Here is a 22,257-nt window from a genome sequence, read left to right on the forward strand (position 1 = left end):
CGGCTCGCGCCTGCGACGCTACCGGGTGCTCGTGTGCATTGTGTTCGAGTCGTGGTCGAGATTCAAAGGGGGACAGTCAATTACCACGCCTGTTGAGGTTTGTCGGGGGCTTATCGATTACCGCGTCCGTTGAGATTCGACTGGATGAACGGCCAGCTCTGGTGCAACCGATCGACCCAGTACGGCCAGGAATGGGTGCCCGGGTTGACGTAGTGGAATGACGCCCGGATGCCTTGCGCGGCGAGCTGGGCCTGCAGGTTCTGCGTACACCACAGCGAGCCGACCTCGATGGCCCCACCGACGATCTGGCGATCGGTCGGGTTGCTGTTGCCGGGAAAACCGGGTGCGTCGTAGCGACCCGACTGACCCGATCCGGTGGAGACGTAGACGCCGCTGCCGCGCAGGCCCGCGGACCGGCGTAGCACGTCGTGCGCGGCCCAGTCGGGATCGGTGGGGCCGCCCCACATGTTGTCGGCGTTGCCGCCGAACGCCGAGACGATGCCCCGCGGGTAGGCCTGTCCGGCCGGACCGGTGGTCGTGTAGCAGCCGCTGTAGGCGGCGACCGCGCGATAGAAGCCGGGGTTGCGGGCCGCGAGCGTCAACGCCGATCCGGCGCCCATCGACAGTCCGCCGATGCCGCGGCCGCCGTTGCCGTCGAAGCGCGGTTCAAGCACGGAGGGCAGTTCCTTGGTCAGGAAGGTCTCCCACTTGTAGCGGCCCAGTGTCGGATCGTCGCGCTGCCAGTCGGTGTAGAAGCTGCCGTTGCCGGCGATCGGCAAGGCCACGTTGACGTTCTTGTCCGCGAAGAACGTCGCGGCATCGGACTTCAGCAGCCAGATACTGGTGTCCGGGCTCTCCTCGCCGAGGCCGCTGAGCATGTACATCGTCGGGCGCGGGCCGCTCGGGCGGCGCGGCGTGAGCACCTGCACCTTGATGGTCTTGTCCATCGATGCGGAATGGACGTACGCGGCGAACTGCGTCGGCCCCTCTTGGACGACTCGCTCGATCCGGGTGCCCGAGGGTGCCGCGGACGCGGTCGGGGGGACGATCACGCCGAGCACACCCAACACCAGTGCGGTCGCCACCGATGTCACCAGCGTGATGGTGGCCGATGGCGACATGCGCCATCGGCGGGGGACGCCAAGGGCAGGTCCGGTGGTCAGACTCGTCATCGACGTCCTTTGCATCAAACAGGTTAGGGTAGCCTAAATCATAGGCGTGATACTTTCCGCTAACAAATTAGTAACAAGGCCAGATGGTATCCAGCCGGGTGAGAAATGTCACCAGATCTGGGGGGTCAATCCCCAACGGACACATTCTTTTTGGACGCTCGTACCAAGTTCAACAGATGTTGGGAAGGCGTTCGGGTCCAGTCCCGAGACGGCGAGCGTCGTGATCTCCCCGGTGTCGTGGAACCAGGCGGCGAGGCCGCCTCGGAGGCGGGCCAGCCGTTCGCGGCTGACGCCCTGGGTGGTGGCCCGCGACGCGAAAGTTCCGACGCGGGAGGGCTTTCCGAGGCCGGCGAAGAGCGGGTCGACCGTCCCGCCACTCGACGCGAGGGCCAGTGGCGTCGCCGCGTTGGTGCTGAGGGCGGACACGGCGCGGTCGGGCAGTGCCTGCATCAGAGGTTGGAGCCGCAGCAGACGACTCGACCGTGTCCCCGCACCCTGATACGCCTCCTTCGCAAGGCGTCTGATCGACCGCAGATCCCGATCGCGACTCCACTGCGCGGGCACGTCGAGGGTGAGTCCGGTGGTGGAGTTCGCCCGGGTGTCGTCGGGCTCCTCGCGCAGTGACATCGGAACCGACGCGCGCACCCGGTCGGTCCAGTCGGCCCGGCCGGCATCGACGATGAGCCCGATGACGATGGCGATGAACAATGCGGTCGTCGTGCCCTCCGCCGCGGTGACCGTCGAGCGCCATTCCTCGCCCGGGATGGACACGATGGCCAGCGGCGTCCGGATCGGTGTCTCGCGGGCCATCTCCGCCTCGCTGGGGGTAGGCGGGGCGGAGGTCGACTGCGACGTCACCGGCGCGGCGTCGGACTGAACTACCGGACTGCGCCGGGCGGTCCACGAATCACGTGCCAGCGCAGCCAGATTGCTTCCGATGGAGAGTGCCTGCCCGGCCGCGTCGCGGATGTCGTCGGTCAGCGTCGGCGCCACCGGTCGGTAGGTGGGTGTGACGTCGGTGTCGGCGGTGGCCTGCAGGATCGACAGTCCGCCGAGCCAACCGTCGCCGACGGCGTGCGACGAACACATCGTCACGAGCCCGCCGCCCGACCGGAGCTCCGCGGCGCGCAACTCCCACACCGGTCCGTCGGCGAGGTCGAAGCGCACATCCGCGGCGCTCTCGATCCACTCCAGGATCTCGTCGTCGGCCAACGGGGGGTCGGAGTGGGTCCGCCCGGCCGCGCCGCCCGCCGCGGTCCAGTGGTCCCGGGCCAGCGGCACGTGGCTGCGGTGCAGGACGCGACTCAGCGGGGTCTGCTGGAGGCGACGGCCGATCCGGTCGAGTTCGTCGGCGTCCAGCGGTTCGGTGAGTCGCCAGATCGCCTGGCTGAGCACCGGCACCCCGAAGGCGCGATCCATCCGGATGAAGAGGTCGTCGTCGTGGGTCGTGCGCTCGACGGGTGAAGTCACGTTCGTGAGGGTAGATGGCGGGCTGTCGCGGGGCGAGGGTATGACGCGCACGGGCCTCGACCGTCAGTATCGGCACCAGGGTTCGCCGGCGAGACCCCAGCGGCCGAGTTCTCGCTGGACAAGAGCGGCGAGCACGGTTGAGTCGGCGACCCGATCGGGGTCCCAGGGAGGTGAATGCCGAGGTATGACCTCCATCACTCTGGGAGATCTATGCGCTCAGTCCGCCGGCCATCCTCCGGATCGTCGCGATGTCGGCGCCTACGGTGACGGCGGCGCGTTTGACCCCCGGCACCGGCCGCCGACCGCCGAGGGACGCGAATCCCGGGCTGAGGCGACCGAGGTTCGACGTGAGGCGCAGCGGTGCGGTCATCGTCGTAGACGGGCGGTGGAACAACCGGTCGGGCAGGGCCTGGCCCAGGACCGCCAGTTGTGAACGTCGAGAGGGGGATTCGGTCAGCGACGCAATAACTTGTTTGCTGGCCGAACGGAGCGGTCGGAGGCTCGTGCATCCGCCACGACGGGCCGCGGACCGAGTCGAGTGTTAGCTGCTCACCCCGAGTGCGAAGCCGCCGCCGGCTCCGGCAGCCAACGGCTCTACAGCTTCCGCGACATCCTCGTGCTCAAGATCGTCAAACGCCTCCTCGACGCCGGTACTTCGTTGCGCAACATCCGCGCGGCTGTCGAGTTCCTGGCCGAGCGCGGTACCACCGATCTGGCGCGCACCACCCTGATCAGCGACGGCACCACCGGCTACGAAGCCACCTCCGGCGACGAGGTCGTCGACCTGCTACGCGGCGGACAAGGCGTCTTCGCGATCGCTGTCGGGCACACCGTGGCCGATCTGGCCGGCACCGTGCACGACTTCGAGGCCGAAGACGCCACCGCCACCACACCGGTGGTGACCGACGAGCTGGCCCGTCGACGCACCACACGGCGCCGCAGTGCGTAACTGGTTCCCTCCCGCGCGGCCCATGTGGACACGGCGGGTGTCGGTGGAATGCCTTACCGTGGAAGCGGGTTATGCGGCGTGGCAGGGGAGGATCTGCCGGCATCATGACGGGGGACACACATGAACACACCACCAGAATCATCGGCGCCCGAAGCCATACCAATCACACTGGCCAGCGACAACAACGGTGATGAGCAGCCATCGTTGGTGACCGCACCGCGCAGCGAACTGATCATCTCAGCGTTGCTGCTGGTCACCACCGCCGCGATGCTGGCTGCCTTGTTCACCAGCTCATGGTGGTGAAACCTCGGCACGGGTAGTTCGTAGTCGAGACTTGTCATGCACACGATGCGCGCCTGCGGGCCGAAAGTCACGTGACTGCACTGGGTCTGAGGAAGGGGCGTCCCGCCAACGGGTCGGGGGGACCCCAAGGCGGGACGACCACCGCCGATTGTCGACCGCCGCGACATCCACTTTCCACCCCGGGGCAAGCGTCACCAGGGGAGGGTGCACGGTCTGTTCGCCCGTAGCGTGAATCCTCGCGGCCCATCGCGGCGCAGCGTCGATGAGGGATTGTCATGCTGGTCGCTGGTGTGTGCCCGCGTGGAGCTGGCGGTGGGCGGCCGCGAGTTGATGACGCAGCCGGGTGTTTTCGGCCGCCGGATTCGCCTCCTGTCGACCTCTGCCAGTGTTGTGCCGCAGGGTCGCGTCGGTCTCGGTGTGACCGTGCGATGCCGTGGAGGCTCGGGTACGGGCGAGGATGTCGGGCTGGGTGTAAATCCAAGATCGTGCGACGTCGGATGAATCCGAGGAGCAGCAAGCTGATCGCAGGCACTGATACGACGGCGACCCAGTATGCGACGTAGCCTGCCGAGCACACCATCACCGCCGCCGACCCACTACCCGACGACCTGCACGAAGCCCTCACCGCGATTCGCGGGCCGCACTAAATTGACAAAACTCAGGTAGCACCATGCTCTCGGGGTAGGCGTCGAGGATGTACTGGGTGGCCGCGGCGTCGGACTGCGCCGGACCAGCCTGTTCAGGCGGCCACGGCGCAGCCGGTGGGCGAGACCGCGAGCGCTTCGGGGTCGACATCGCGATTGAGGTGCCACACGCACTGGTTGACCACGGGCAGCCGCAATGCGTGTTCCATCCGGACGAACAGATCGTCATCGGGGGTGAGGCGGCCGGTGTCCGGGCGGGTCATGTCCAGAGGGACGTGACGTCCACACCGACGTCGTCGAGCAGGCGACGGACCGTCGGAAGGCCGATGCCGAGCACCGACGACGGATCTCCGTCGATGCCCTCGACGAACCAGCCGCCCAGTCCGTCGAGCGTGAACGCCCCGGCCACCGACAGCGGCTCGCGCGTCGCGACGTAGGCGTCGATCGCGGCATCGGACACGTCGGCGAACCGGATGGTGGTGGACGCGGCCGCGGTCACCCGGGCCGACACGCGGCCGTCGGCGACGCGGGAGACCGCATGACCGGTCAGCAGCTCGGCCGACTTCCCGCGCATCCGTCGCCACTGCTCACCGGCGACCTCAGGGGTGTGTGGTTTGCCGCTGAGGTCCCCGTCGAACAGCAGCATCGAGTCGCAGGTCAACACGACGGTGTCCGTGGCGTCGCTGTCGGCGGGGTGGCCGGCGTCGAGAACTGCGGCGACCACGGCGTCGGCCTTCGCCTCGGCGAGACGGACGACGACCTCGGCGGGTGGGGCGGACCCGAGACCGGCGATGATCGCGTCCTCGTCGACGTCGGAGACGATGACCCGGGGATCGAGTCCGGCACCACGCAGCACGCGCAGCCGGGCCGGTGAGGCGGACCCGAGAATCACCGAGGTCGAGGTCACCACCTCAGGTTGGTGAAGCTGGTGGGCGCACCCCACGCAGGCCGCAGCCGGTCTTCGGGGCGTCCCCAGTCGTCGCGCGGGCCGGTCTCGGCGGGGCCGCCACTGGCCGACGATGCGGCGGCCGCGACGACGGTGACGAGCGCGGCCACTTCCTCGTCGGTCGGGTTTCCGCGCACGATCCGCAGGAACGGGGCCGCGCCGGCGTTGTCGTCGGTGGGTGTGGTCTCACTGGGCACGGTGCTGTCCGTCTCCGCTGCACTCACAGGGGGATGTTCCCATGCTTCTTGGGCGGCAGGGTCACCATCTTGCGCTCGAGCAGCCGCAGCGCGGTGGCGACCTGGCCGCGGGTGTGGCTCGGCGGGATGACCGCGTCGACGTACCCGCGTTCGGCCGCGACATACGGATTGACGAGGGTGTCCTCGTACTCCTGCTGCAGCTCGAGGCGGAGTGCGTCCACGTCCTCGCCGTTGGCTGCGGCTTCCTTCAGCTTGCCGCGGTAGACGAACCCGACGGCGCCGGATGCGCCCATCACGGCGATCTGGGCGGTCGGCCAGGCGAGGTTGACGTCGGCGCCCATGTGCTTGGAGCCCATGACGTCGTAGGCGCCGCCGTAGGCCTTGCGCGTGATGATGGTGATCTTGCCGACCGTGGCCTCGCCGTAGGCGTAGAGCAGCTTGGCGCCGCGGCGGATGATGCCGTTGTATTCCTGGTCGGTGCCGGGCAGGAAGCCGGGCACATCGACCAGGGTCACGATCGGGATGTTGAACGCGTCGCAGGTGCGCACGAATCGCGCTGCCTTCTCCGAGCCCTTGATGTCGAGGCAGCCCGCGAACTGAGTTGGCTGGTTGGCGACTATGCCGACGCTGCGTCCGTCGACGCGGCCGAAGCCGACGAGCACGTTCGTCGCGTACTCCGCCTGCACCTCGAGGAACTCGTCGTCGTCGAGGATGCGCCGGATAACCTCGTGCATGTCGTACGGCTGGTTCGGCGAATCGGGGATCAGGGTGTCGAGCTCGAGATCCTCGTCGGTCAGTGTGTCCTCGATGGACCCGGCGGCCGGCTGATCGACCGGGAGGCGCGGTGCCTCGGCACGGTTGTTGCTGGGTAGGTAACCGAGGAGGTCCTTGACGTACTCGAGGGCGTCCTCCTCGTCCTGCGCCACGTAGTGCGCGGTACCCGACTTCGACATGTGCGTGTGCGCGCCGCCGAGGTCCTCCATCGTCACGTCCTCGCCGGTGACCGTCTTGATGACGTCCGGCCCGGTGATGAACATCTGGCTGGTCTGGTCGACCATGACGACGAAGTCGGTGAGCGCAGGGGAGTAGACGTGCCCGCCGGCGGCCGCACCGAGGATCAGGGAGATCTGCGGGATCACGCCGGAGGCGCGGACGTTGCGGTGGAAGATCTCGCCGTACAGGCCGAGGGAGACGACGCCTTCCTGGATGCGTGCGCCGGCACCGTCGTTGATGCCGATCAGCGGCCGGCCGGTCTTGATCGCGAGGTCCATGACCTTCACGATCTTCTCGCCGTAGACCTCGCCGAGGCTGCCGCCGAAGACGGTGGCGTCCTGCGAGAAGATGCAGACCTCGCGGCCGTCGATGGTGCCGTAACCGGTGACCACCCCGTCGCCGAGGGGACGGCGGTCGGCGAGTCCGAAGTTGGTGCTGCGATGCCGCGCGAGGGCGTCGAGTTCGACGAAGGAGCCCTCGTCCAGGAGATGGGTGATGCGCTCACGGGCGGTGAGCTTCCCCTTCTCGTGGATGCGCTCCACCGCCGCCTCGCCCACGGGGTGCTTCGTCTCCTCGAGACGGTTGCGCAGGTCGGCGAGTTTTCCGGCCGTCGTGTGGATGTCAGGAGCAGCGCCATCCTCGCGCGAAGCTGTCGTCATGAACAACGATGCTAACGACCCGGGTGTGAGCCACGTCAACCGGTACAACGTGAGATTCGCCTCAGGTTCCCGAGCGATCGGTCGGGCCTGCGACGATGCTGGCCCGGAGGTGGCCGCCGAGGCAGTAGCGTCTGGGTCATGACCATGGATGCCCCCGATGCCGCCGCCCTCACCGATCTCGTCGCCGACACGCGCTGGCGCGGGGTCGAGGTGGTCGACGCCACGGGTTCGACCAACGCGGATCTGGTCGCCAGGGCCGCCACCGAGGACGTCGACGGCCTCGTGCGCATCACCACCGATCAGACCGCCGGCCGCGGTCGGCATGCGCGGGTGTGGGTCGCGCCCGCGGGCAGCCAGCTCGCGATGTCGTCGGCGGTGGCGGTCGGCGACGACACCGAACATCTGGGCTGGCTCTCGTTGATCGCCGGATTGGCGGCGGTGGCGGCCATCGACGAGACCGTCGGGGTGCGGCCCGGCCTGAAGTGGCCCAACGACGTGCTGGTCGACGACCGGAAGGTGGCCGGGATCCTGTCGGAGTACACGCAGGGCGTCGCCGGGGGGATCGCTGTCATCGGGATCGGGATCAACACCGCGATGACGCCGGATCAGCTCCCGGTGCCGACCGCGACCTCGCTGGGGATCAGTACCGGCCGTCCGGTCGACGCGACCGCGCTGGCCGCGGCTTTCCTGAAGGAGCTGTCCGCGTTGCTCGAGTTGTGGCCCACCGACGTCGACCGACTGGCGCAGACCTACCGGTCCCGCAGCGACACCGTCGGAAAGAGGGTGCGCCTGGTCCTGCCGGGGGACCGGGAGATCGTCGGCACGGCGACCGGCGTCGACGCGGCGGGACGGATCGTCATCGACGCCGACGGCCGCGAGGTGGTGGCCGCGGCAGGCGACGTCACCCACCTGCGCGCCCTCGACGACTGAGTGGTCGACGGCTAGATCGTCGACAGCTCAGGCGCGCTGAATGCTCTTGTGTCCCATGGCCGGCACGAGGGCGAGAATCGGTATGCCGATGACGAGGTGCAGCACCGCGGTCGCGATGCCCACCGAGATCTCCGCCGACAGCACGAGCGGTACGATGACCGCCGCGGCGATCAGCAGACCGACGATCCAGCGGAAGAACTGATCCGGCGATGGCGTGACGAGTTGGAGGACGTACCAGAGCGCGCCCGCGGCGAGGGCACACAGGAACCCGACGACGGCGAACCAGATCTCGTCGCGCGCCACCGGATTCCAGACCCCGAACTTGCCCGCTTCGTTGACGCGCTCGACGATCGCCCGGATCACCCAGGCGACCAGCCAGGCGGCCAAACCGGTCACGACCCCGGTCATCACGACGCCGCCGACGAACATCGTCGGATTGATGTTCGGTCCCAGACGTTGTCTCGGACGCGCCGGCTCGGACCGGTAGCGCGGATCGCCGGCGTACTGCTCGGTGGGGTCGTTGTAGGGCGCGGACCGGCTGTAGGCCTGCGATTCATACCCCGGCTCGTAACGCGCGGTCCGAGGATCACGCGGGTCACGGGGATCGTGGTAGCTCATGGCTTCTCCTTGATCGGGCTCGGACCTGCAGCGGTGTAGTCCGCAGTGTACGTGGTCACACGCGGATTAAGCTGGCAGCCATGGCCTATCCACGGGAGAACCTCGCCCCCGGCGAGGAGATCGTCCTGCACCGGCATCCGCATTGGAAATGCCTGCTCGGACCGTTCATCCTGTTCCTCCTCATCACCGCCGTCGCGGGGATTCTGGCGGGCATCGTGACCGGCGCGCAGATTGGTTCGACGGCCCGTCTCGTGCTGCTGATCATCGTCGGGGTGGTGTGGCTGGTCGGCTTCGTCTGGTTCTTCGTCCGCCCGCTCGTGTCCTGGAAGTCGACGCATTTCGTCCTCACCGATCGTCGGGTCATCTTCCGCAACGGCATCGTCACGCGATCGGGTATCGACATCCCGATCCGCCGGATCAACACGGTCGAGTTCCGGCACGGTCCGATCGACCGGCTGCTGCGGACCGGCACACTGATCATCGAATCCGCCTCCGACGAGCCGCTGTCGTTCGACGACATCCCGCAGGTCGAGAGGGTGCATGCGCTGCTCTATCACGAGGTGCTCGACGTCCATGACGAGTTCGACGACGAGGGGTCGCTGACCGGCGATCCGCAGGACGACCGACGACGCGACGAGGGGGTGGGTCGATGACCGACGTGCTGCTGGCCGAGGACGATGCTGCGATCGCGGAACCGTTGGCGCGGGCGCTGACCCGCGAGGGATACGGCTGCGAGGTGGTGACGAATGGTTCGGCGGCGCTCGATCAGGCCCTCGACAACCGGTTCGAACTGCTCATCCTCGATCTGGGTCTGCCCGAGATCGACGGGCTGGAGGTGTGCCGGCGTGTCCGGACGGCCCGACCCCAGTTGGCCGTGCTGATGCTGACGGCGCGCACCGACGAGGTGGACTTCGTCGTCGGCCTCGACGCGGGCGCCGACGACTACGTCGGCAAGCCGTTCCGCCTGGCCGAGTTGCTGGCGCGCGTCCGTGCGCTGCTCCGACGCCAGCAGAGCGCCGACGAGGTGCTCGACGGCGGCGACATCCAGCTCGACAGCCGTGGCCGCCGGGTCCTGGTGAACGGCGAGGACCTCTTCCTGGCCAACCGTGAGTTCGATCTGCTCCGCTTCCTGATGGAACGACCCGGACAGGTCGTCAGCCGCGACGAGATCCTCACCGAGGTGTGGGGGTCGGCCGATCTGCGGTCGTCGAAGACGCTCGACATGCACATCTCATGGCTGCGCCGGAAGATCGGCGACGACCAGCACGACCGCCCGCGACACATCGTCACCGTGCGCGGCGTCGGCTTCCGGTTCGACCCCTGATCGAGCGTCGGGACTCCTCGATGCGTCGTCGGATTCTCAACACGATGATCGCCATGATCGTGGCGGTCGGTCTGTTGCTGGGCATCCCGTTGAGCGTGATCGCGTGGTGGTGGGTCTCCGACAACGCGCACCAGAACCTGGACAGCCGGCTCAAGCTCATCTCCGATCAGCTGATCCGGCAGGAGGGCGCCGAGGGCAGCGTGGCGCCGGGCGGGCTGGACGTCGAGGCGTTCCAGTTGTTGCTGCCCGCGGGCGGCAGGCTGACCGTGCGGTATCCGGTCGGTGGTGGGGTGGAGGCGGTCACGATCGTCGGCGAGCCGATCGAGGGCGCGACGATGAAGGACGCGATCGGATTGGGCAACGCCGGGTCGATCCTGCTGGAGATCCCGATGGATCAGGTGCGCAACGATCAGTTGGCGGCGATCGGCATCGTCGCGCTGGTGGTCGCGTCGTCGATCGCGGCGGGCACGATCGTGGCGGCGGTCACCGCCGGGCGTATCGCCGATCCGCTGATCGATCTCGCCCAGCGCGCCGCGGCGATGGCGAAAGGCGACTTCCGCTCCGAGTGGAAGTCATACGGCATCAGCGAACTCGACCGCGTCTCGCGAGCCCTGGGTGACGCGAACTCGGAGATCGCCCTGCGGCTCGAACGCGAGGGCGAGATCGTCGGCGACGTCTCGCATCAGCTCCGCAGCAGGCTGACCGCGATCCAGTTGCGTCTCGACGAACTGTCCCTGCACCACGACCCCGCGGTCGTGGCGGAGTCGGAGGCAGCGCTGGAGCAGGTCGAACGGCTCTCCCGTGAGCTCGACGAGATGGTGGCCGCGTCCCGCAACGACCCGGCGTCACCGAACGACATCGACGTGGAGGCGATGGTGCGCACCCTCATCGGCGACTTCCGCACGTCGTTCTCCGCGGCCAACCGGTCGATCTCGGCGACGTTCACCGGCAGCACCACGGCCGTGAGCGCACGTCCCGGACGACTGCGGGAGGCGCTGAGCGTCCTCGTCGACAACGCACTGCAGCACGGTGCGGGCACCTGCCGCATCGCGGTCGACGACCTGCCGCCCGCGGACATGGTGCGGATCACGGTCGCCGACGAGGGGCCCGGGGTCGACGACGCACTCGTCGGGATGATCTTCCGGCGCGGCTTCTCCGCCGGCCGGGGCAACGGCGTGGGCCTGTCGCTGGCGCGCGCGCTGGTCGAGGCCGATGGTGGTCGCCTCGAACTCACCTCACGCCGCCCGGCGGTGTTCTCGATCGTCACGCCGTCGTCCCATGGGCCGGACCAGGATGTCCGCCCGCCGACGATCACGCGTGACCGAGTTCCTCATCGGTGAGTTCCTCGAGCGAGGGGTGCAGGTCGGTGGAGCCTGCGTCACCGCCGCGCAGCAGTTCCTCGGGGAACGCGAACTTGCGCAGTGCCCAGAAGCGGAACGCCATCTGCAGCAGGTTGCCGATCAGGAACCCGAGGACGAAGTCGATGACGACCAGCTCGGTCACCGTGAGGTTGCTGCGGAGGTCGAAGACGTTGTTGGCGACCCACAGAGGCGCGGCGGCCAGGATGACGCCGACGCCGCTGATCACGAAGAACAGCATCGCCTCGTGATGGCGTTCGCGTCCGCCGCGGTTCTTGAACGCCCACTCCCGATTGAGGACGTAGCTCAGGATGGTCGCGAATGTGCCGGAGATCACCCGCGCGACGACCGGTTTGGACTCGAGGACCGTGAAGGTGAGGAGGTAGAAGATGGCCAGGTCGAAGACGAATGTGGTTCCGCCGACGAGGCCGAACTTGATCAACTCGTGGTGCTGCATGAGGAGCCGACGAACCGGCTCGGGCAGTCGAGCGACCAGCTCGTCGATGAAGGGCACAAGGTCCGAGTGTACGAAACAAAATCGGCGCGTGACTTCTCCGGGCGGTCCTGCGAATGATGTCGGCTTCGTGCCACGATGTGTCGCGTGACTTCTCGCATGCCCACCGTGACGATGATCGGTGGTGGTCAGCTCGCCCGGATGACCCATCAGGCGGCCATCGCGCTCGGGCAGTGTCTCCGGGTCCTGGCGGCCGGCGACACCGACCCCGCGGCGCAGGTCAGCGCCGACGTGGTGCTCGGCTCCCACGACGACCTGTCGGATCTTCGACGTGCCGCGGAGGGGTCCACCGCGCTGACGTTCGACCACGAGGGCGTGCCGCTGGAGCACCTGCAGGCGCTGGAGGCGGACGGGGTGGCGGTCCGGCCGCCGTCGAAGGCTTTGCACTTCGCCCAGGACAAACTCGCGATGCGCGGCAGGGTCACCGAGCTGGGGTTGCCCGCGCCGGATTTCGCCGATTTGACCGATGAGCGCGAGCAGGCCCGTGAGCGACTGATCGCGTTCGGCGAGCGGAACGGGTGGTCGATCGTCCTCAAGGCGATCCGTGGCGGCTACGACGGTCGCGGTGTGTGGCTGCTCGACGACCGCTACGACGCGCTGGCGGTGTTCGACGCGCAGCACGGCAACGGTGTCGGACTGATCGCCGAGCAGAAGGTCGCGATGGCGCGGGAGCTGTCGGCGATGGTGGCCCGCTCGCCGTTCGGCCAGGGTGCGGCGTGGCCCGTGGTGGAGACCGTGCAACGCAAGGGGCAATGTGCGGTCGTCATCGCGCCTGCCCCCGGTCTGTCCGACGATGTCGCCGAGCAGGCTCAGCAGATGGCGCTGCGCCTGGCGTCGGCACTCGGTGTCGTCGGCGTGATGGCGATGGAGTTGTTCGAGACCACCGAGGGCGACCTGTTGGTCAATGAGCTCGCCATGCGGCCGCACAACAGCGGGCACTGGACCATGGACGGTGCGGTCACCTCACAGTTCGAGCAGCATCTCCGCGCGGTGCTCGATTACCCGCTCGGCGACACCGCGGCCCGGACGGCGGTGACGGTCATGGCCAACATCCTCGGCGCCGACGAGGCGCCGACGATGTCGATGGATGAGCGGCTGCACCACCTGATGGCCCGCATGCCCGATGCCAAGGTGCATCTGTACGGTAAGGGCGAGCGTCCCGATCGCAAGATCGGTCACGTCAACATTGTTGGTACCGACAAGGATTCGGTTGCCGAGGTCCGCGAGCGCGCCGAGCGGGCCGCGCACTGGATGTCGCATGCCGAATGGACCGATGGATGGGATCCGCACTCATGACCGACACACCCGACCCCGTTTCGCCGGACGCGACCCGCGAGGGCGCACCGTCGCCGGACGTGGCCGCCACGCAGGACACGCGCGCACCCGGGACCGAGGAGCCGGCCACGCCTGCGCCCGAGCCGACCCGGCCACGCGTCGGGCTGATCATGGGCAGCGATTCCGACTGGCCGACAATGGAAGCCGCCGCCGAGGCACTTGCCGAGTTCGAGGTGCCGTTCGAGGTGGGCGTGGTGTCGGCGCACCGGACCCCGCAGCGCATGCTCGACTACGCGTCGGGTGCCGCGGACCGCGGGATCTCCGTCATCATCGCCGGTGCCGGCGGCGCGGCGCACCTGCCGGGCATGGTGGCGTCGGCGACGCCGCTGCCGGTGATCGGTGTCCCGGTGCAACTGCGGACGCTCGACGGGCTCGACTCACTCCTCTCGATCGTCCAGATGCCGGCCGGTGTCCCGGTCGCGACGGTCTCCATCGGCGGTGCCCGCAACGCCGGGTTGCTCGCCGTACGGATCCTCGCGTCGTCAGACGCCGGATTGCGTTCGCGCATGGTCGATTTCCAGCGCGGCCTGGAAGAGATGGTGCTGGACAAGGATGAGGCGTTGCGCAGGCGGCTACTCGGGGAGGAGTAGCCCGCGCTCAGAACGGTGGCCCGATACAACTGCGGTCCTGGAGCCCGTCGCCGACAACGGTTGTCGCGCCCGGCGTCCAGGACTGCACCTGTATATGGCCCCGGAACGTGGCTTGCGCCGTCGCCCCCGTCATCCCGCCGCCGTCACCAACTTCTCCACGAAGAAGTCCAGCACCCGCTCGCGAGTGTCGTGGGTCGGCTGCCCCGGCTCGTCGATCAGATCCTCGGTCAGAACCGAATGAGGCGTCGGGAGAAGCGAATCGGGATTGGCGGCCGAGTCGGGGAGTTCGACGGCGATGAATGCGTCCCCGAGTTGCTCGCGAAGGTGATCGAATCGGTTTCCCGGCGACAACCGGTCGCCCTCGAACCGCAGACCCATGACCTGCAGCCCTGCAGCACAACGGGATCGGACCCGAGCGAGGTCCGCCGCGCTGAGATCGATCTTGCGGTTGCGTGACGGGATGATGCCGAACGGCAACGACGGCTGCGACAGCACCGGCGCCAGCAACCTGTCATCGATGGCCATCGCGAGCGCGAATCCGCCGGTGAAACACATGCCGACCGCACCGACACCCGGGCCCCCGCACCGTTCGTGCTCCTCGGCGGCGAGTCCGCGCAGCCAGTCGGCGATCGGTGAGGTCTTGCCGGTGGCGAGCACCGTGAACTCACGGCTGATGCATGCCCTCGCGATCGTGCCGACCATGTTCTGTACGGCCCCGATCCGGCCGAGATTGGACGGGTGCGGGTCGCGACCGTCGACGCCGAACAGTGACGGCATCACCGCGGTGAGTCCGCGCGCCGCGACCTTGCGGGCGAAATCGGCGACCTTCGGACTGATCCCGGGCATTTCGGCGATCACGATGACCGCCGGGCCGCTGCCCTGCGAGTACACGCGCCGGGTGGTACTGCCGATCGTCACGTCGCGGACGGTGAAGTCATCGAGTGCATCGTCTGCCATGTGTCGTCCTGCCTCAGCCGTCGACGATCGTCCCGGTCAGCACCGAGTCGAAGAATCGTGCCGGAATCCGGGCCCCCTTGGCCACGTCGGGCGAGTCGGACGGGATGATCCGTGGCCGAACCACCCTGCTGTGGCGCGACTTCCGCGTGATCCCGAACTCGCCGGCGGCCTGCACGTTGCGTACCCAGTCGGTCTCGCGGCCGTAGGTGAGGACGATCGACAACTGATCACCGTCGACCCAGGCCAGGACCGGGATGGTGTACCGCTTGCCGGACTTGCGTCCGACGTGTTCGATCATGGCCCAGGGAGCCAGTTTCGGTGCCCACTGACGCTGGATCGGGTTGGTGACGACCTTGTTGACACGCGCGACGGTCTTGGGAATCCTCATGGGTACGAGGATGCCGCACGGGGCCTGATCATGGGAGGGCTCGCGGTGGTGGATTCGACTCAACGCAGGACGACATCGGCGCGCTCCGTCTGTGCACGTGCCTCGAGCCGATCCGGGTCGGGATGGGCCACAGTGACCAGCGATGCCCCGCTGACCAGCGGGGCCAGCACGGTTGCGGTGATCTGATCGGCCGTACGCCACGGCCGTGCCGTCAGAACACGTGCGCCGGGGCCGATGCCGTCGGACGACGCGGCCGAGCGCGCGGCGGTGAGGACATCCTCGGTGGTCAGCTCGTCGAGCACCGGTCCGCTGACCACGGGACGTGACGTGTACTGATCTCCGTGCACTCGCACGGCGGTTGCGAAATCCGTGACGCCGAGCGGCAGATCGCGGACTCCCATCGCGAACGGATCGAGCGAGGCGACCAGCAGCTCGTCGACGTCGTCGTACTTGTCGATCTCCGCGGCGGACGTGACGGCCGCGCCGAGCATCCCCTGGCCGCTGTCGGCACGGCTGGGCAACAGGACGTGTGTCCCCGCCCACCAGGCACCGAGCATGATCGCCGCCGTCTGCCAGTGCTCCGGCAGGTCGATGAGCACCTCGTCGCCGGGCCGGAGTCCGAGCTCGTCGACGAAGAAGTTCGCCGACTTGGCCGCCCAGTTGCCCAGTGTGGCCGCCGACAGCTCGGTGCGCTCGCCCGAGACGTCGTCGTAGAACGTCAGGAGCGGCTGGGACCAGTCGGCGACGGCGTCGAACACGACCGCGGTGACGGTGGGGCCGGCCATCAGTTCACGCACGTCGGATCGTCGGTGCCTGCCGTGATCGGCGGGCGGTTGTTGCCGACACGCTCGCTGGCCGGTGTGTTGTCGACCTGGGTGCCTGTGTCGACGATCGAGCCGGGACCCGCATAGGTGTTGGTGAGCACAGCTTTCAGTCGCTTGTCGGGCAGCGACGAGTCGACCCGCACCTCGGCGCCGCCGAGATCCTTGGCCAGCTGACGCGCACCGTCGTCGTCGGAGTGGGTGTACACCACCGAGTTCCGGTCGTCGGCCTTGCCGCTCGCCGTCTTGCCGGCCTGGAAACCCTTGTTGGTCAGGATGTTCGCGACATTCGACGCGAGGCCGTCGATCGTCCCAGCGTTCACGACGTCCACCGTGTAGTCACCACGTTCCACCGCCTCCGGATTCTTCTTGCTGTTCAACAGATTGTCGGTGAACGAGTGGACCTGTTTCGGGTCGACCTCGACGACGCTCTGCTGACCGTCCTCGCTCCAGCCCTGTTCGGTGACGACGGGGATCGTCGCGAACTTCACCCGCCCGCCGCTGAGGTCCTTCAGTTGCTCGGCGAACTTGATCACATCCCAGTTGTCGTCGATGACGACCGAGCGGGACACGGCCCGTTGCAGTTCGGACAGTTTTCCGGGATCGGCGAGGAGGTCCGCGGACAGCATCTTCTGGGTGAGCGAGGCCATGAACACCTGCTGCCGGGTGATCCGGTCCAGATCGCCGCGGGGGAGTCCGTGGCGCTGGCGCACGAAGCTCAACGCCTTCGGGCCGTTGAGGGTCTGCTGACCCCGCTTGAACCGTGCACCCGAATACGGTTCGCGCACCGGTTCCTTCAGGCAGACGTCGACACCGCCGACGGCGTTGGTCAGCAGCACGAACCCGAGCAGCCCGACCTCAGCGTAATGGTCGACCTTGACGCCGGTGAGGTCGGCGACGGTGTCGATCAATGCGCGACGTCCGGCCTGCGTGCCGTCCTTCTCCGCCTTCTTCTCGTCGGCACCCGATTCCACCTCGCGCTCACGGACGCCTTCCTTGGTGGTGCCGTACGCGGCATTGATCTTCGACATCCCGATCCCGGGCACGTCGACGTAGGAGTCACGCGGGATCGAGATCGCGGTCGCCGACGACCCGTCGTTGGGGATACGGATCAACAGGATCGTGTCGGTGTTGGTGGCGACCTCGTCGCCCGAGCGCAGCAGCTTGAGTTCCTGCGGCGACAACGGGTTTCCCTTGGCGTCGGTACGTGAGTCGGTACCGACCAGCAGGATGTCGACCGCGCCGTCGTTCGCGCCGCCGAGTTCGAGTCCGCCGAGCTGGGTGATGTTGGAGTTCAGATTCTTGACGTTGTTCCAGGCATATCCGGTGCACAGGAGCACGGCGACGGACAAGAACGCGACCAGTCCGCGGCCGATCCCGGCGCGGCTGGCCTTCGGTCGTCGACCCAGACGGCCCGCGAGCCCGGCCTGTGCGGTCGATCTCACCGCGGTGTCGGGTGACGGCGCGGCGGGTGAGCCGCCGCCGGCTGCGGTGGGCCGCGCCGACCCACGCCTGCGCCCGGGGCCGGTGGCCTTCGGACCGCGGGGACGCATGGCCGCAGCCGTGCCGGTCTCATCCCGGGTGGATCGACGGCGCCGACGAGGACTGCCGTCGCCGGTGTGGATCTCACCGGACGAGCGGCGGCCGAGATCCGGTGCGTCGGTCGGAGGACGTCGACGCGGCTGCTGGGCGCGACCCTGCTGTGCACGACCCGATTCGCGGCGCGGTCCGGACTGCTCGGGTCGTCCGGTCCGCTCTGCGGGACCCTGCTGGTCGCGGGGCACGCGGCGTCGGCTGGGGGAGGGATCGCCGGCCGGGCGCGGACCGGCATCCGGCGGTCGGCGGCGACGACGGGGCGGTGGATCGACCGGCTGTCCCTCGGCGCGGCGTCGGGGATCGGATCGCTCGCGCGGCTGCGGGGTCGGCTCGTCCGGACGTGCGCGGCCACCGGGGCGCCGACGTGCACCATCGGGTCGAGACTCCACGGGCGGGTCAGTCCTTTGCGTCCAGGTCAACTCCGGCCGCGGCCCAGCGCCGCTGTTACTCGTGAGAGCAACGAGATCCGTGGTGTTGACGTGTCGGATGTTGCTGTGCTGACGCAAGGCTACTGAAGTGAAGAACGAAATCGAGAACGCAACGCCGATGCACGCGACCGAGATCGACATCACCACTCGGCACACCGCGGTGATCCACCACCATTCGGCGGAGTACGGCACGATGTGACGCATGAGTCCGACCATGTACATCGCCGGGGCAGGCGGGCAACTGGGCACCGCTCTGCGCGCGGTATCGGCCGCGAACGCCGACGTGCGTGCCCTGACCTCCGCCGACATCGACATCACCGATGCATCGTCGGTGACGAGCGCCCTTGCCGGGCTCCGTGCCGACGATGTGGTGCTCAACTGTGCCGCCTTCACGAATGTGGATGGAGCGGAATCGGATCCGGACGGCGCATATGCGGTGAACCGGGACGGACCGGCGTACCTCGCTCGGTCGACCGCCGCCGCCGGTGCCTGGCTCATCCACGTGTCCACCGACTACGTCTTCGCCGGGGCGGCTGCCACCGACGCCGGCCCACGGCGGACCCGGCCGTACGAGCCCGATGACGTGACCGGCATCCCCGAGACCGTGTACGGGGCGTCGAAGCTCGCCGGGGAACGAGCGGTGCTGGACGCCGATCCGACCGCGACCGTGGTGCGCACCGCCTGGGTCTACACCGGCGGACCCGACAGCCCGGACTTCGTCGGCACCATGCGCCGCCTCGAGGCGCAGCGCGACGAACTGACCGTCGTCGACGACCAGACCGGTTCACCCACCTATGCCGTCGACCTCGCGGCGGCGCTGTGGGGCTTGGCGTCGGTCGGACGACGGGACCGGACCGCGGGTGCCGTCCTGCACGCGACCAACGAGGGCAGCGTCACCTGGCACACAGTCGCCCAGGCCGTGTTCGCCGAGATCGGTGCCGACCCGGGCCGGGTCCGGCCGTGCACCACCCACCAGTTCCCGCGCCCGGCGCCCCGACCTGCCTTTTCGGTCCTGTCGGGCCGATCGTGGGCCGACGCCGGCCTCACCCCGCTCCGCGACTGGCGCTCGGCGCTGCACGCGGCGATCGCGGATCCCGGACCGTCGTTGGATACCCTGACCCCGTGACCGCTCAGCTGGCCGTCGTGACGGTGACCTATTCGTCGGGGAAGTACCTCACGGCATTCCTGCAGAGCCTCGAGAAGGCGACCGCGGCCGAGGTGCCGAGGGTGGTGATCGCGGACAACGGATCGACGGACGGTGCGCCCGAGGCGGCCGAACGTGACTTCGACAACGTGACCCTCGTCCGGACCGGCGGGAACATCGGCTACGGCGGCGGGATCAATCGTGCCGTCGCCGAGCTCGATCCGTCGATCGAGTTCGTCGCGGTGGCCAACCCCGACGTCGAATGGGGGCCCGGCTCGCTCGACGAATTGCTGGAGGCGGCGCGACGGTGGCCGCGGGCGGGCTCTTTGGGTCCGCTCATCCAGGAGCCCGACGGGTCGATCTATCCGTCCGCCCGCCGGGTGCCGGATCTGGTCTCCGGAATCGGACACGCCCTGTTCTCCACCGTCTGGAAGTCGAACCCGTGGACCGCCGCCTACCGTGCCGACAACGCCGCGCCCAGCGAGCGCCCGGTCGGCTGGCTGTCCGGATCGTGCCTGCTGGTGCGCCGCGACGCGTTCGACGCGGTCGACGGATTCGACTCGCGCTACTTCATGTACATGGAGGACGTCGACCTCGGCGATCGCCTCGGCAAGGCGGGCTGGCTCAACGTCTACGTCCCGTCGTCGGAGATCGTGCACACCAAAGGTCATGCGGCAGGGCGGAATCCCGAGAAGATGTTGCCCGCACATCACCGCAGCGCCTATCAGTTCCAGGCGGATCGCCATCCTGGTGTGCTGCGCGCCCCCCTGCGCCTGGCGCTGCGCGTCGGTCTCGCACTTCGCTCACGGGTCGCGGTGATCGCGGCCCGACGTTCGTTCGATCGATCCCATGAGGAGGAAACCGGTGGCCAATGAGAACCCCTCGGTGCAGGCGGTCGTCCTCGTGGGCGGGAAGGGCACGCGCCTGCGCCCGCTGACGCTGTCGGCACCGAAACCGATGTTGCCGACCGCGGGAGTCCCGTTCCTGACCCATCTGCTGTCGCGGATCAAGGCTGCCGGCATCGACGACGTCGTCCTCGGCACCTCGTTCCAGGCGCCGGTGTTCTCCGAGTACTACGGGGACGGCTCGAAACTCGGCCTCTCGCTGCGCTATGTGACCGAACCGGAACCCCTCGGCACCGGCGGCGGGATCCGGAACGTCCTCGACGAACTGACCTCGGACACCGTCCTCGTCTTCAACGGCGACGTGCTCGGTGGGACCGACGTCCGCGAGGTCCTCGACGCACACCACAGCAGCGGCGCCGACGTCACGCTCCATCTGGTGCCGGTCAGCGATCCGCGCGCTTTCGGCTGCGTACCGACCGACGAGAACGGACGGGTCACGGCGTTTTTGGAGAAGACCCAGGACCCGCCCACCGACCAGATCAACGCGGGCACCTATGTGTTCCGCCGGTCGATCATCGAGGAGATCCCGGCCGGCCGCGCGGTGTCCGTCGAGCGCGAGGTGTTCCCAAAGCTTCTGCAGGAGGGGCGCCACATCCACGGACACGTCGATCACGCCTACTGGCGCGACATGGGGACGCCCGAGGACTTCGTGCGCGGATCCGCCGACCTCGTCCGCGGCATCGCGCCGTCGCCGGCGCTCGGCGACCGTCGCGGTGAGTCGCTCGTGCACGACGGAGCCGGTGTCGCACCCGGCGCGGTCCTGATCGGCGGGACCGTCGTCGGACGCGGAGCCGAGATCGGCCCACGGGCGCGCCTCGACGGTGCCGTCATCTTCGACGGTGCCGTCGTGGAGGCGGGTGCGGTGGTCGAGCGCAGCATCGTCGGGTTCGGAGCCCGGATCGGACCGCGCGCCCTCATCCGCGACACCGTGATCGGTGACGGCGCCGACGTCGGTGCGCGATGCGAACTGCTGCGCGGAGCCCGGGTCTGGCCCGGAGTCCAGGTGCCCGACAACGGAATCCGCTTCTCCACCGACGTCTGAGCCGGGTCGGAGTACCGGCGTCGGACATCGCAGTCGGGATGCTCGGCGGCGGGAGGCGCGTGGTCAGCGGGCCTTGGCCGCCGCCAGCACGCCTGCGCCGAGCGGGATGACCACGGGCAGCAGTTGCTCGTCGTCGGCGATCAGCAGGGCGGCCTCACGGGCCGCGGCGGCCGGCGGATCGGTTCGTGACGGATCGGCGACGGCGCCGTCGGCGGTGGCGTTGTGGACGACGAGAACTCCACCTGGACGCAGGATCCGGATCGCCTCGACGACATGGCGGGGGTGATCGATGAGCGGGCCGTCGACGAGGACGAGGTCGTAGGACTCGTCGGCCAGACGTGGCAGCACCTCCGTCGGATAGCCGTTGATCAGCCGGGTCCGGCCGGGCGCGATCTCGGCTCCGGCGAACGACTGGCGGGCCGCTCGATGATGCTCCGACTCGGGATCGATGGTGGTCAGCACGCCGTCGTCGGACATGCCGTTGAGGAGCCACAGGCCGCTCACGCCGGCGCCGGTACCGATCTCCACGGCGGCGTGGGCATCGCACGAGCGGGCGAGCAGCGCGAGGAGGGCGCCCACGGCGGGCGCGACGGCCGGCGCACCGAGTTCCTCGGCACGGCCGCGGGCGGCCAGCAGCGCGTCGTCCTCGACGATCGCCGATTCCGCATAGTCGATGAGTGCGCTCCCGCCGGGCGCACCGGTGTCGGGGGAATCGCCTGATGAGTCGGTCACCCCCCGAGGTTATGTCCCGCCGTCGGCGATTGTGTGCGCGGCGCGCCACCGGCGGCGAAGTCGACGGCAGAAGTCGGAGGTCAGGTGGGTTCGACGGCCGGTCAGACTTCCTCAGCGAAACCTCAGGACACTCACACGGCGACCACACCACGATAGGAGAGGGTTCTACTAGCGCACCAACGCACTCGTGGGACGGGCGACCCTCGCCCACGGAGCCGCCGGGAGTGCGGGAATAGACTGCC

Annotated in this window: 24 protein-coding genes and 1 pseudogene; 11 read left to right on the forward strand and 14 right to left on the reverse strand. The window is 68.6% G+C overall.

Annotated features, from left to right (window positions below):
* Positions 1–110: 110 nt before the first annotated feature.
* The 3 genes from QSJ19_RS10315 to QSJ19_RS10325 all read right to left on the reverse strand — a co-directional run bounded on the left by QSJ19_RS10315 (position 111) and on the right by QSJ19_RS10325 (position 3,012).
* The gene (locus tag QSJ19_RS10315; RefSeq protein ID WP_286320162.1) at positions 111–1,172 is read right to left on the reverse strand and encodes an alpha/beta hydrolase; all 1,062 of its coding nucleotides are present in this window, start codon (positions 1,170–1,172) and stop codon (positions 111–113) included.
* 108 nt (positions 1,173–1,280) lie between these two features.
* Positions 1,281–2,642 carry a hypothetical protein gene (locus QSJ19_RS10320; protein WP_286320163.1) on the reverse strand — a complete coding sequence of 454 codons (1,362 nt, stop codon included), beginning with the start codon at positions 2,640–2,642 and terminating at the stop codon, positions 1,281–1,283.
* A gap of 208 nt (positions 2,643–2,850) precedes the next feature.
* Positions 2,851–3,012 carry a hypothetical protein gene (locus QSJ19_RS10325; protein ID WP_286320165.1) on the reverse strand — a complete coding sequence of 54 codons (162 nt, stop codon included), beginning with the start codon at positions 3,010–3,012 and terminating at the stop codon, positions 2,851–2,853.
* Between the two features lie 183 nt (positions 3,013–3,195).
* Here QSJ19_RS10325 and QSJ19_RS10330 point away from each other — a divergent pair.
* Both QSJ19_RS10330 and QSJ19_RS10335 read left to right on the forward strand, forming a co-directional pair.
* Positions 3,196–3,591 (forward strand): annotated as a pseudogene (locus tag QSJ19_RS10330) (MerR family transcriptional regulator); the annotation flags it as partial.
* A gap of 120 nt (positions 3,592–3,711) precedes the next feature.
* Positions 3,712–3,894 (forward strand): hypothetical protein, encoded by a 183-nt coding sequence (locus QSJ19_RS10335; protein ID WP_286320166.1) that lies wholly within the window; start codon positions 3,712–3,714, stop codon positions 3,892–3,894.
* A gap of 739 nt (positions 3,895–4,633) precedes the next feature.
* On the opposite strand, the gene QSJ19_RS10340 is transcribed toward QSJ19_RS10335, so the two are convergent.
* Genes QSJ19_RS10340 through QSJ19_RS10355 form a run of 4 tightly spaced genes read right to left on the reverse strand, consistent with a single transcriptional unit; the run spans position 4,634 to position 7,333 of the window.
* On the reverse strand, positions 4,634–4,801 hold the full coding sequence (locus QSJ19_RS10340; RefSeq protein ID WP_286320167.1) for a hypothetical protein: 168 nt from the start codon (positions 4,799–4,801) through the stop codon (positions 4,634–4,636).
* Entirely contained in the window at positions 4,798–5,448 is a 651-nt protein-coding gene (locus tag QSJ19_RS10345) for a Maf family protein (RefSeq protein ID WP_286320168.1), read from the reverse strand. The genes QSJ19_RS10340 and QSJ19_RS10345 overlap by 4 nt, the downstream gene beginning before the upstream one ends.
* Positions 5,442–5,681 carry an acyl-CoA carboxylase subunit epsilon gene (locus QSJ19_RS10350; protein WP_286320309.1) on the reverse strand — a complete coding sequence of 80 codons (240 nt, stop codon included), beginning with the start codon at positions 5,679–5,681 and terminating at the stop codon, positions 5,442–5,444. Before QSJ19_RS10350 ends, QSJ19_RS10345 begins: the two co-directional genes overlap by 7 nt.
* 23 nt (positions 5,682–5,704) lie before the next feature.
* Entirely contained in the window at positions 5,705–7,333 is a 1,629-nt protein-coding gene (locus QSJ19_RS10355) for an acyl-CoA carboxylase subunit beta (protein ID WP_286320169.1), read from the reverse strand.
* Positions 7,334–7,471: 138 nt separating this feature from the next.
* On the opposite strand from QSJ19_RS10355, the gene QSJ19_RS10360 reads away from it, so the two are divergent.
* The gene (locus QSJ19_RS10360; RefSeq protein WP_286320171.1) at positions 7,472–8,263 is read left to right on the forward strand and encodes a biotin--[acetyl-CoA-carboxylase] ligase; all 792 of its coding nucleotides are present in this window, start codon (positions 7,472–7,474) and stop codon (positions 8,261–8,263) included.
* A 27-nt stretch (positions 8,264–8,290) separates the two neighbouring features.
* Here QSJ19_RS10360 and QSJ19_RS10365 read toward each other — a convergent pair whose 3' ends face one another.
* Positions 8,291–8,881 (reverse strand): hypothetical protein, encoded by a 591-nt coding sequence (locus QSJ19_RS10365; RefSeq protein ID WP_286320173.1) that lies wholly within the window; start codon positions 8,879–8,881, stop codon positions 8,291–8,293.
* A gap of 80 nt (positions 8,882–8,961) precedes the next feature.
* On the opposite strand from QSJ19_RS10365, the gene QSJ19_RS10370 reads away from it, so the two are divergent.
* The 3 genes from QSJ19_RS10370 to QSJ19_RS10380 are packed head-to-tail and all read left to right on the forward strand — an operon-like array spanning position 8,962 to position 11,545.
* Positions 8,962–9,534, forward strand: coding sequence for a PH domain-containing protein (locus tag QSJ19_RS10370; RefSeq protein ID WP_286320175.1), 573 nt, complete (start codon positions 8,962–8,964; stop codon positions 9,532–9,534).
* The gene (locus tag QSJ19_RS10375) at positions 9,531–10,205 is read left to right on the forward strand and encodes a response regulator transcription factor (protein WP_286320176.1); all 675 of its coding nucleotides are present in this window, start codon (positions 9,531–9,533) and stop codon (positions 10,203–10,205) included. The genes QSJ19_RS10370 and QSJ19_RS10375 overlap by 4 nt, the downstream gene beginning before the upstream one ends.
* 20 nt (positions 10,206–10,225) lie before the next feature.
* Positions 10,226–11,545, forward strand: a complete 1,320-nt coding sequence (locus QSJ19_RS10380; protein WP_286320177.1) for a sensor histidine kinase — start codon at positions 10,226–10,228, stop codon at positions 11,543–11,545.
* Here the strand turns inward: QSJ19_RS10380 and QSJ19_RS10385 are convergent.
* Positions 11,517–12,077: a GtrA family protein gene (locus QSJ19_RS10385; RefSeq protein ID WP_286320179.1), complete on the reverse strand. Its 561-nt coding sequence runs from the start codon at positions 12,075–12,077 to the stop codon at positions 11,517–11,519. The two genes, QSJ19_RS10380 and QSJ19_RS10385, sit on opposite strands and share 29 nt — an antisense overlap.
* Positions 12,078–12,176: 99 nt before the next feature.
* Here QSJ19_RS10385 and QSJ19_RS10390 point away from each other — a divergent pair, with 99 nt between their 5' ends.
* Both QSJ19_RS10390 and purE read left to right on the forward strand, forming a co-directional pair.
* Complete coding sequence (locus QSJ19_RS10390) at positions 12,177–13,373, forward strand: 5-(carboxyamino)imidazole ribonucleotide synthase (protein WP_286320310.1); 1,197 nt, start codon at positions 12,177–12,179, stop codon at positions 13,371–13,373.
* Positions 13,370–14,002, forward strand: coding sequence for a 5-(carboxyamino)imidazole ribonucleotide mutase (gene purE / locus QSJ19_RS10395; RefSeq protein ID WP_286320180.1), 633 nt, complete (start codon positions 13,370–13,372; stop codon positions 14,000–14,002). The genes QSJ19_RS10390 and purE overlap by 4 nt, the downstream gene beginning before the upstream one ends.
* Before the next feature lie 129 nt (positions 14,003–14,131).
* Here purE and QSJ19_RS10400 read toward each other — a convergent pair whose 3' ends face one another.
* From QSJ19_RS10400 to QSJ19_RS10415, 4 genes are read right to left on the reverse strand one after another with little or no spacing between them, the layout of a single operon-like run.
* Positions 14,132–14,959: a dienelactone hydrolase family protein gene (locus tag QSJ19_RS10400; protein WP_286320181.1), complete on the reverse strand. Its 828-nt coding sequence runs from the start codon at positions 14,957–14,959 to the stop codon at positions 14,132–14,134.
* A 13-nt stretch (positions 14,960–14,972) separates the two neighbouring features.
* Positions 14,973–15,347, reverse strand: a complete 375-nt coding sequence (locus tag QSJ19_RS10405) for a nitroreductase family deazaflavin-dependent oxidoreductase (protein WP_286320183.1) — start codon at positions 15,345–15,347, stop codon at positions 14,973–14,975.
* A gap of 59 nt (positions 15,348–15,406) precedes the next feature.
* Positions 15,407–16,144 (reverse strand): TIGR03089 family protein, encoded by a 738-nt coding sequence (locus QSJ19_RS10410; protein ID WP_353507138.1) that lies wholly within the window; start codon positions 16,142–16,144, stop codon positions 15,407–15,409.
* The gene (locus QSJ19_RS10415; RefSeq protein ID WP_286320185.1) at positions 16,132–18,153 is read right to left on the reverse strand and encodes an LCP family protein; all 2,022 of its coding nucleotides are present in this window, start codon (positions 18,151–18,153) and stop codon (positions 16,132–16,134) included. Before QSJ19_RS10415 ends, QSJ19_RS10410 begins: the two co-directional genes overlap by 13 nt.
* A gap of 241 nt (positions 18,154–18,394) precedes the next feature.
* Here QSJ19_RS10415 and rfbD point away from each other — a divergent pair, with 241 nt between their 5' ends.
* Genes rfbD through manB form a run of 3 tightly spaced genes read left to right on the forward strand, consistent with a single transcriptional unit; the run spans position 18,395 to position 21,283 of the window.
* A complete protein-coding gene (rfbD, locus tag QSJ19_RS10420) occupies positions 18,395–19,318 on the forward strand; it encodes a dTDP-4-dehydrorhamnose reductase (RefSeq protein WP_286320186.1) in 924 nt (307 codons plus the stop codon).
* Positions 19,315–20,211 (forward strand): glycosyltransferase family 2 protein, encoded by an 897-nt coding sequence (locus tag QSJ19_RS10425; RefSeq protein ID WP_286320187.1) that lies wholly within the window; start codon positions 19,315–19,317, stop codon positions 20,209–20,211. The genes rfbD and QSJ19_RS10425 overlap by 4 nt, the downstream gene beginning before the upstream one ends.
* The gene (gene manB / locus QSJ19_RS10430; RefSeq protein WP_286320188.1) at positions 20,201–21,283 is read left to right on the forward strand and encodes a mannose-1-phosphate guanylyltransferase; all 1,083 of its coding nucleotides are present in this window, start codon (positions 20,201–20,203) and stop codon (positions 21,281–21,283) included. The genes QSJ19_RS10425 and manB overlap by 11 nt, the downstream gene beginning before the upstream one ends.
* A gap of 63 nt (positions 21,284–21,346) precedes the next feature.
* Here manB and QSJ19_RS10435 read toward each other — a convergent pair whose 3' ends face one another.
* Complete coding sequence (locus tag QSJ19_RS10435; RefSeq protein ID WP_286320189.1) at positions 21,347–22,015, reverse strand: O-methyltransferase; 669 nt, start codon at positions 22,013–22,015, stop codon at positions 21,347–21,349.
* Positions 22,016–22,257: the final 242 nt, after the last annotated feature.

The sequence above is a fragment of the Gordonia sp. ABSL11-1 genome (assembly GCF_030315685.1).
Taxonomy (GTDB): Bacteria; Actinomycetota; Actinomycetes; order Mycobacteriales; family Mycobacteriaceae; genus Gordonia.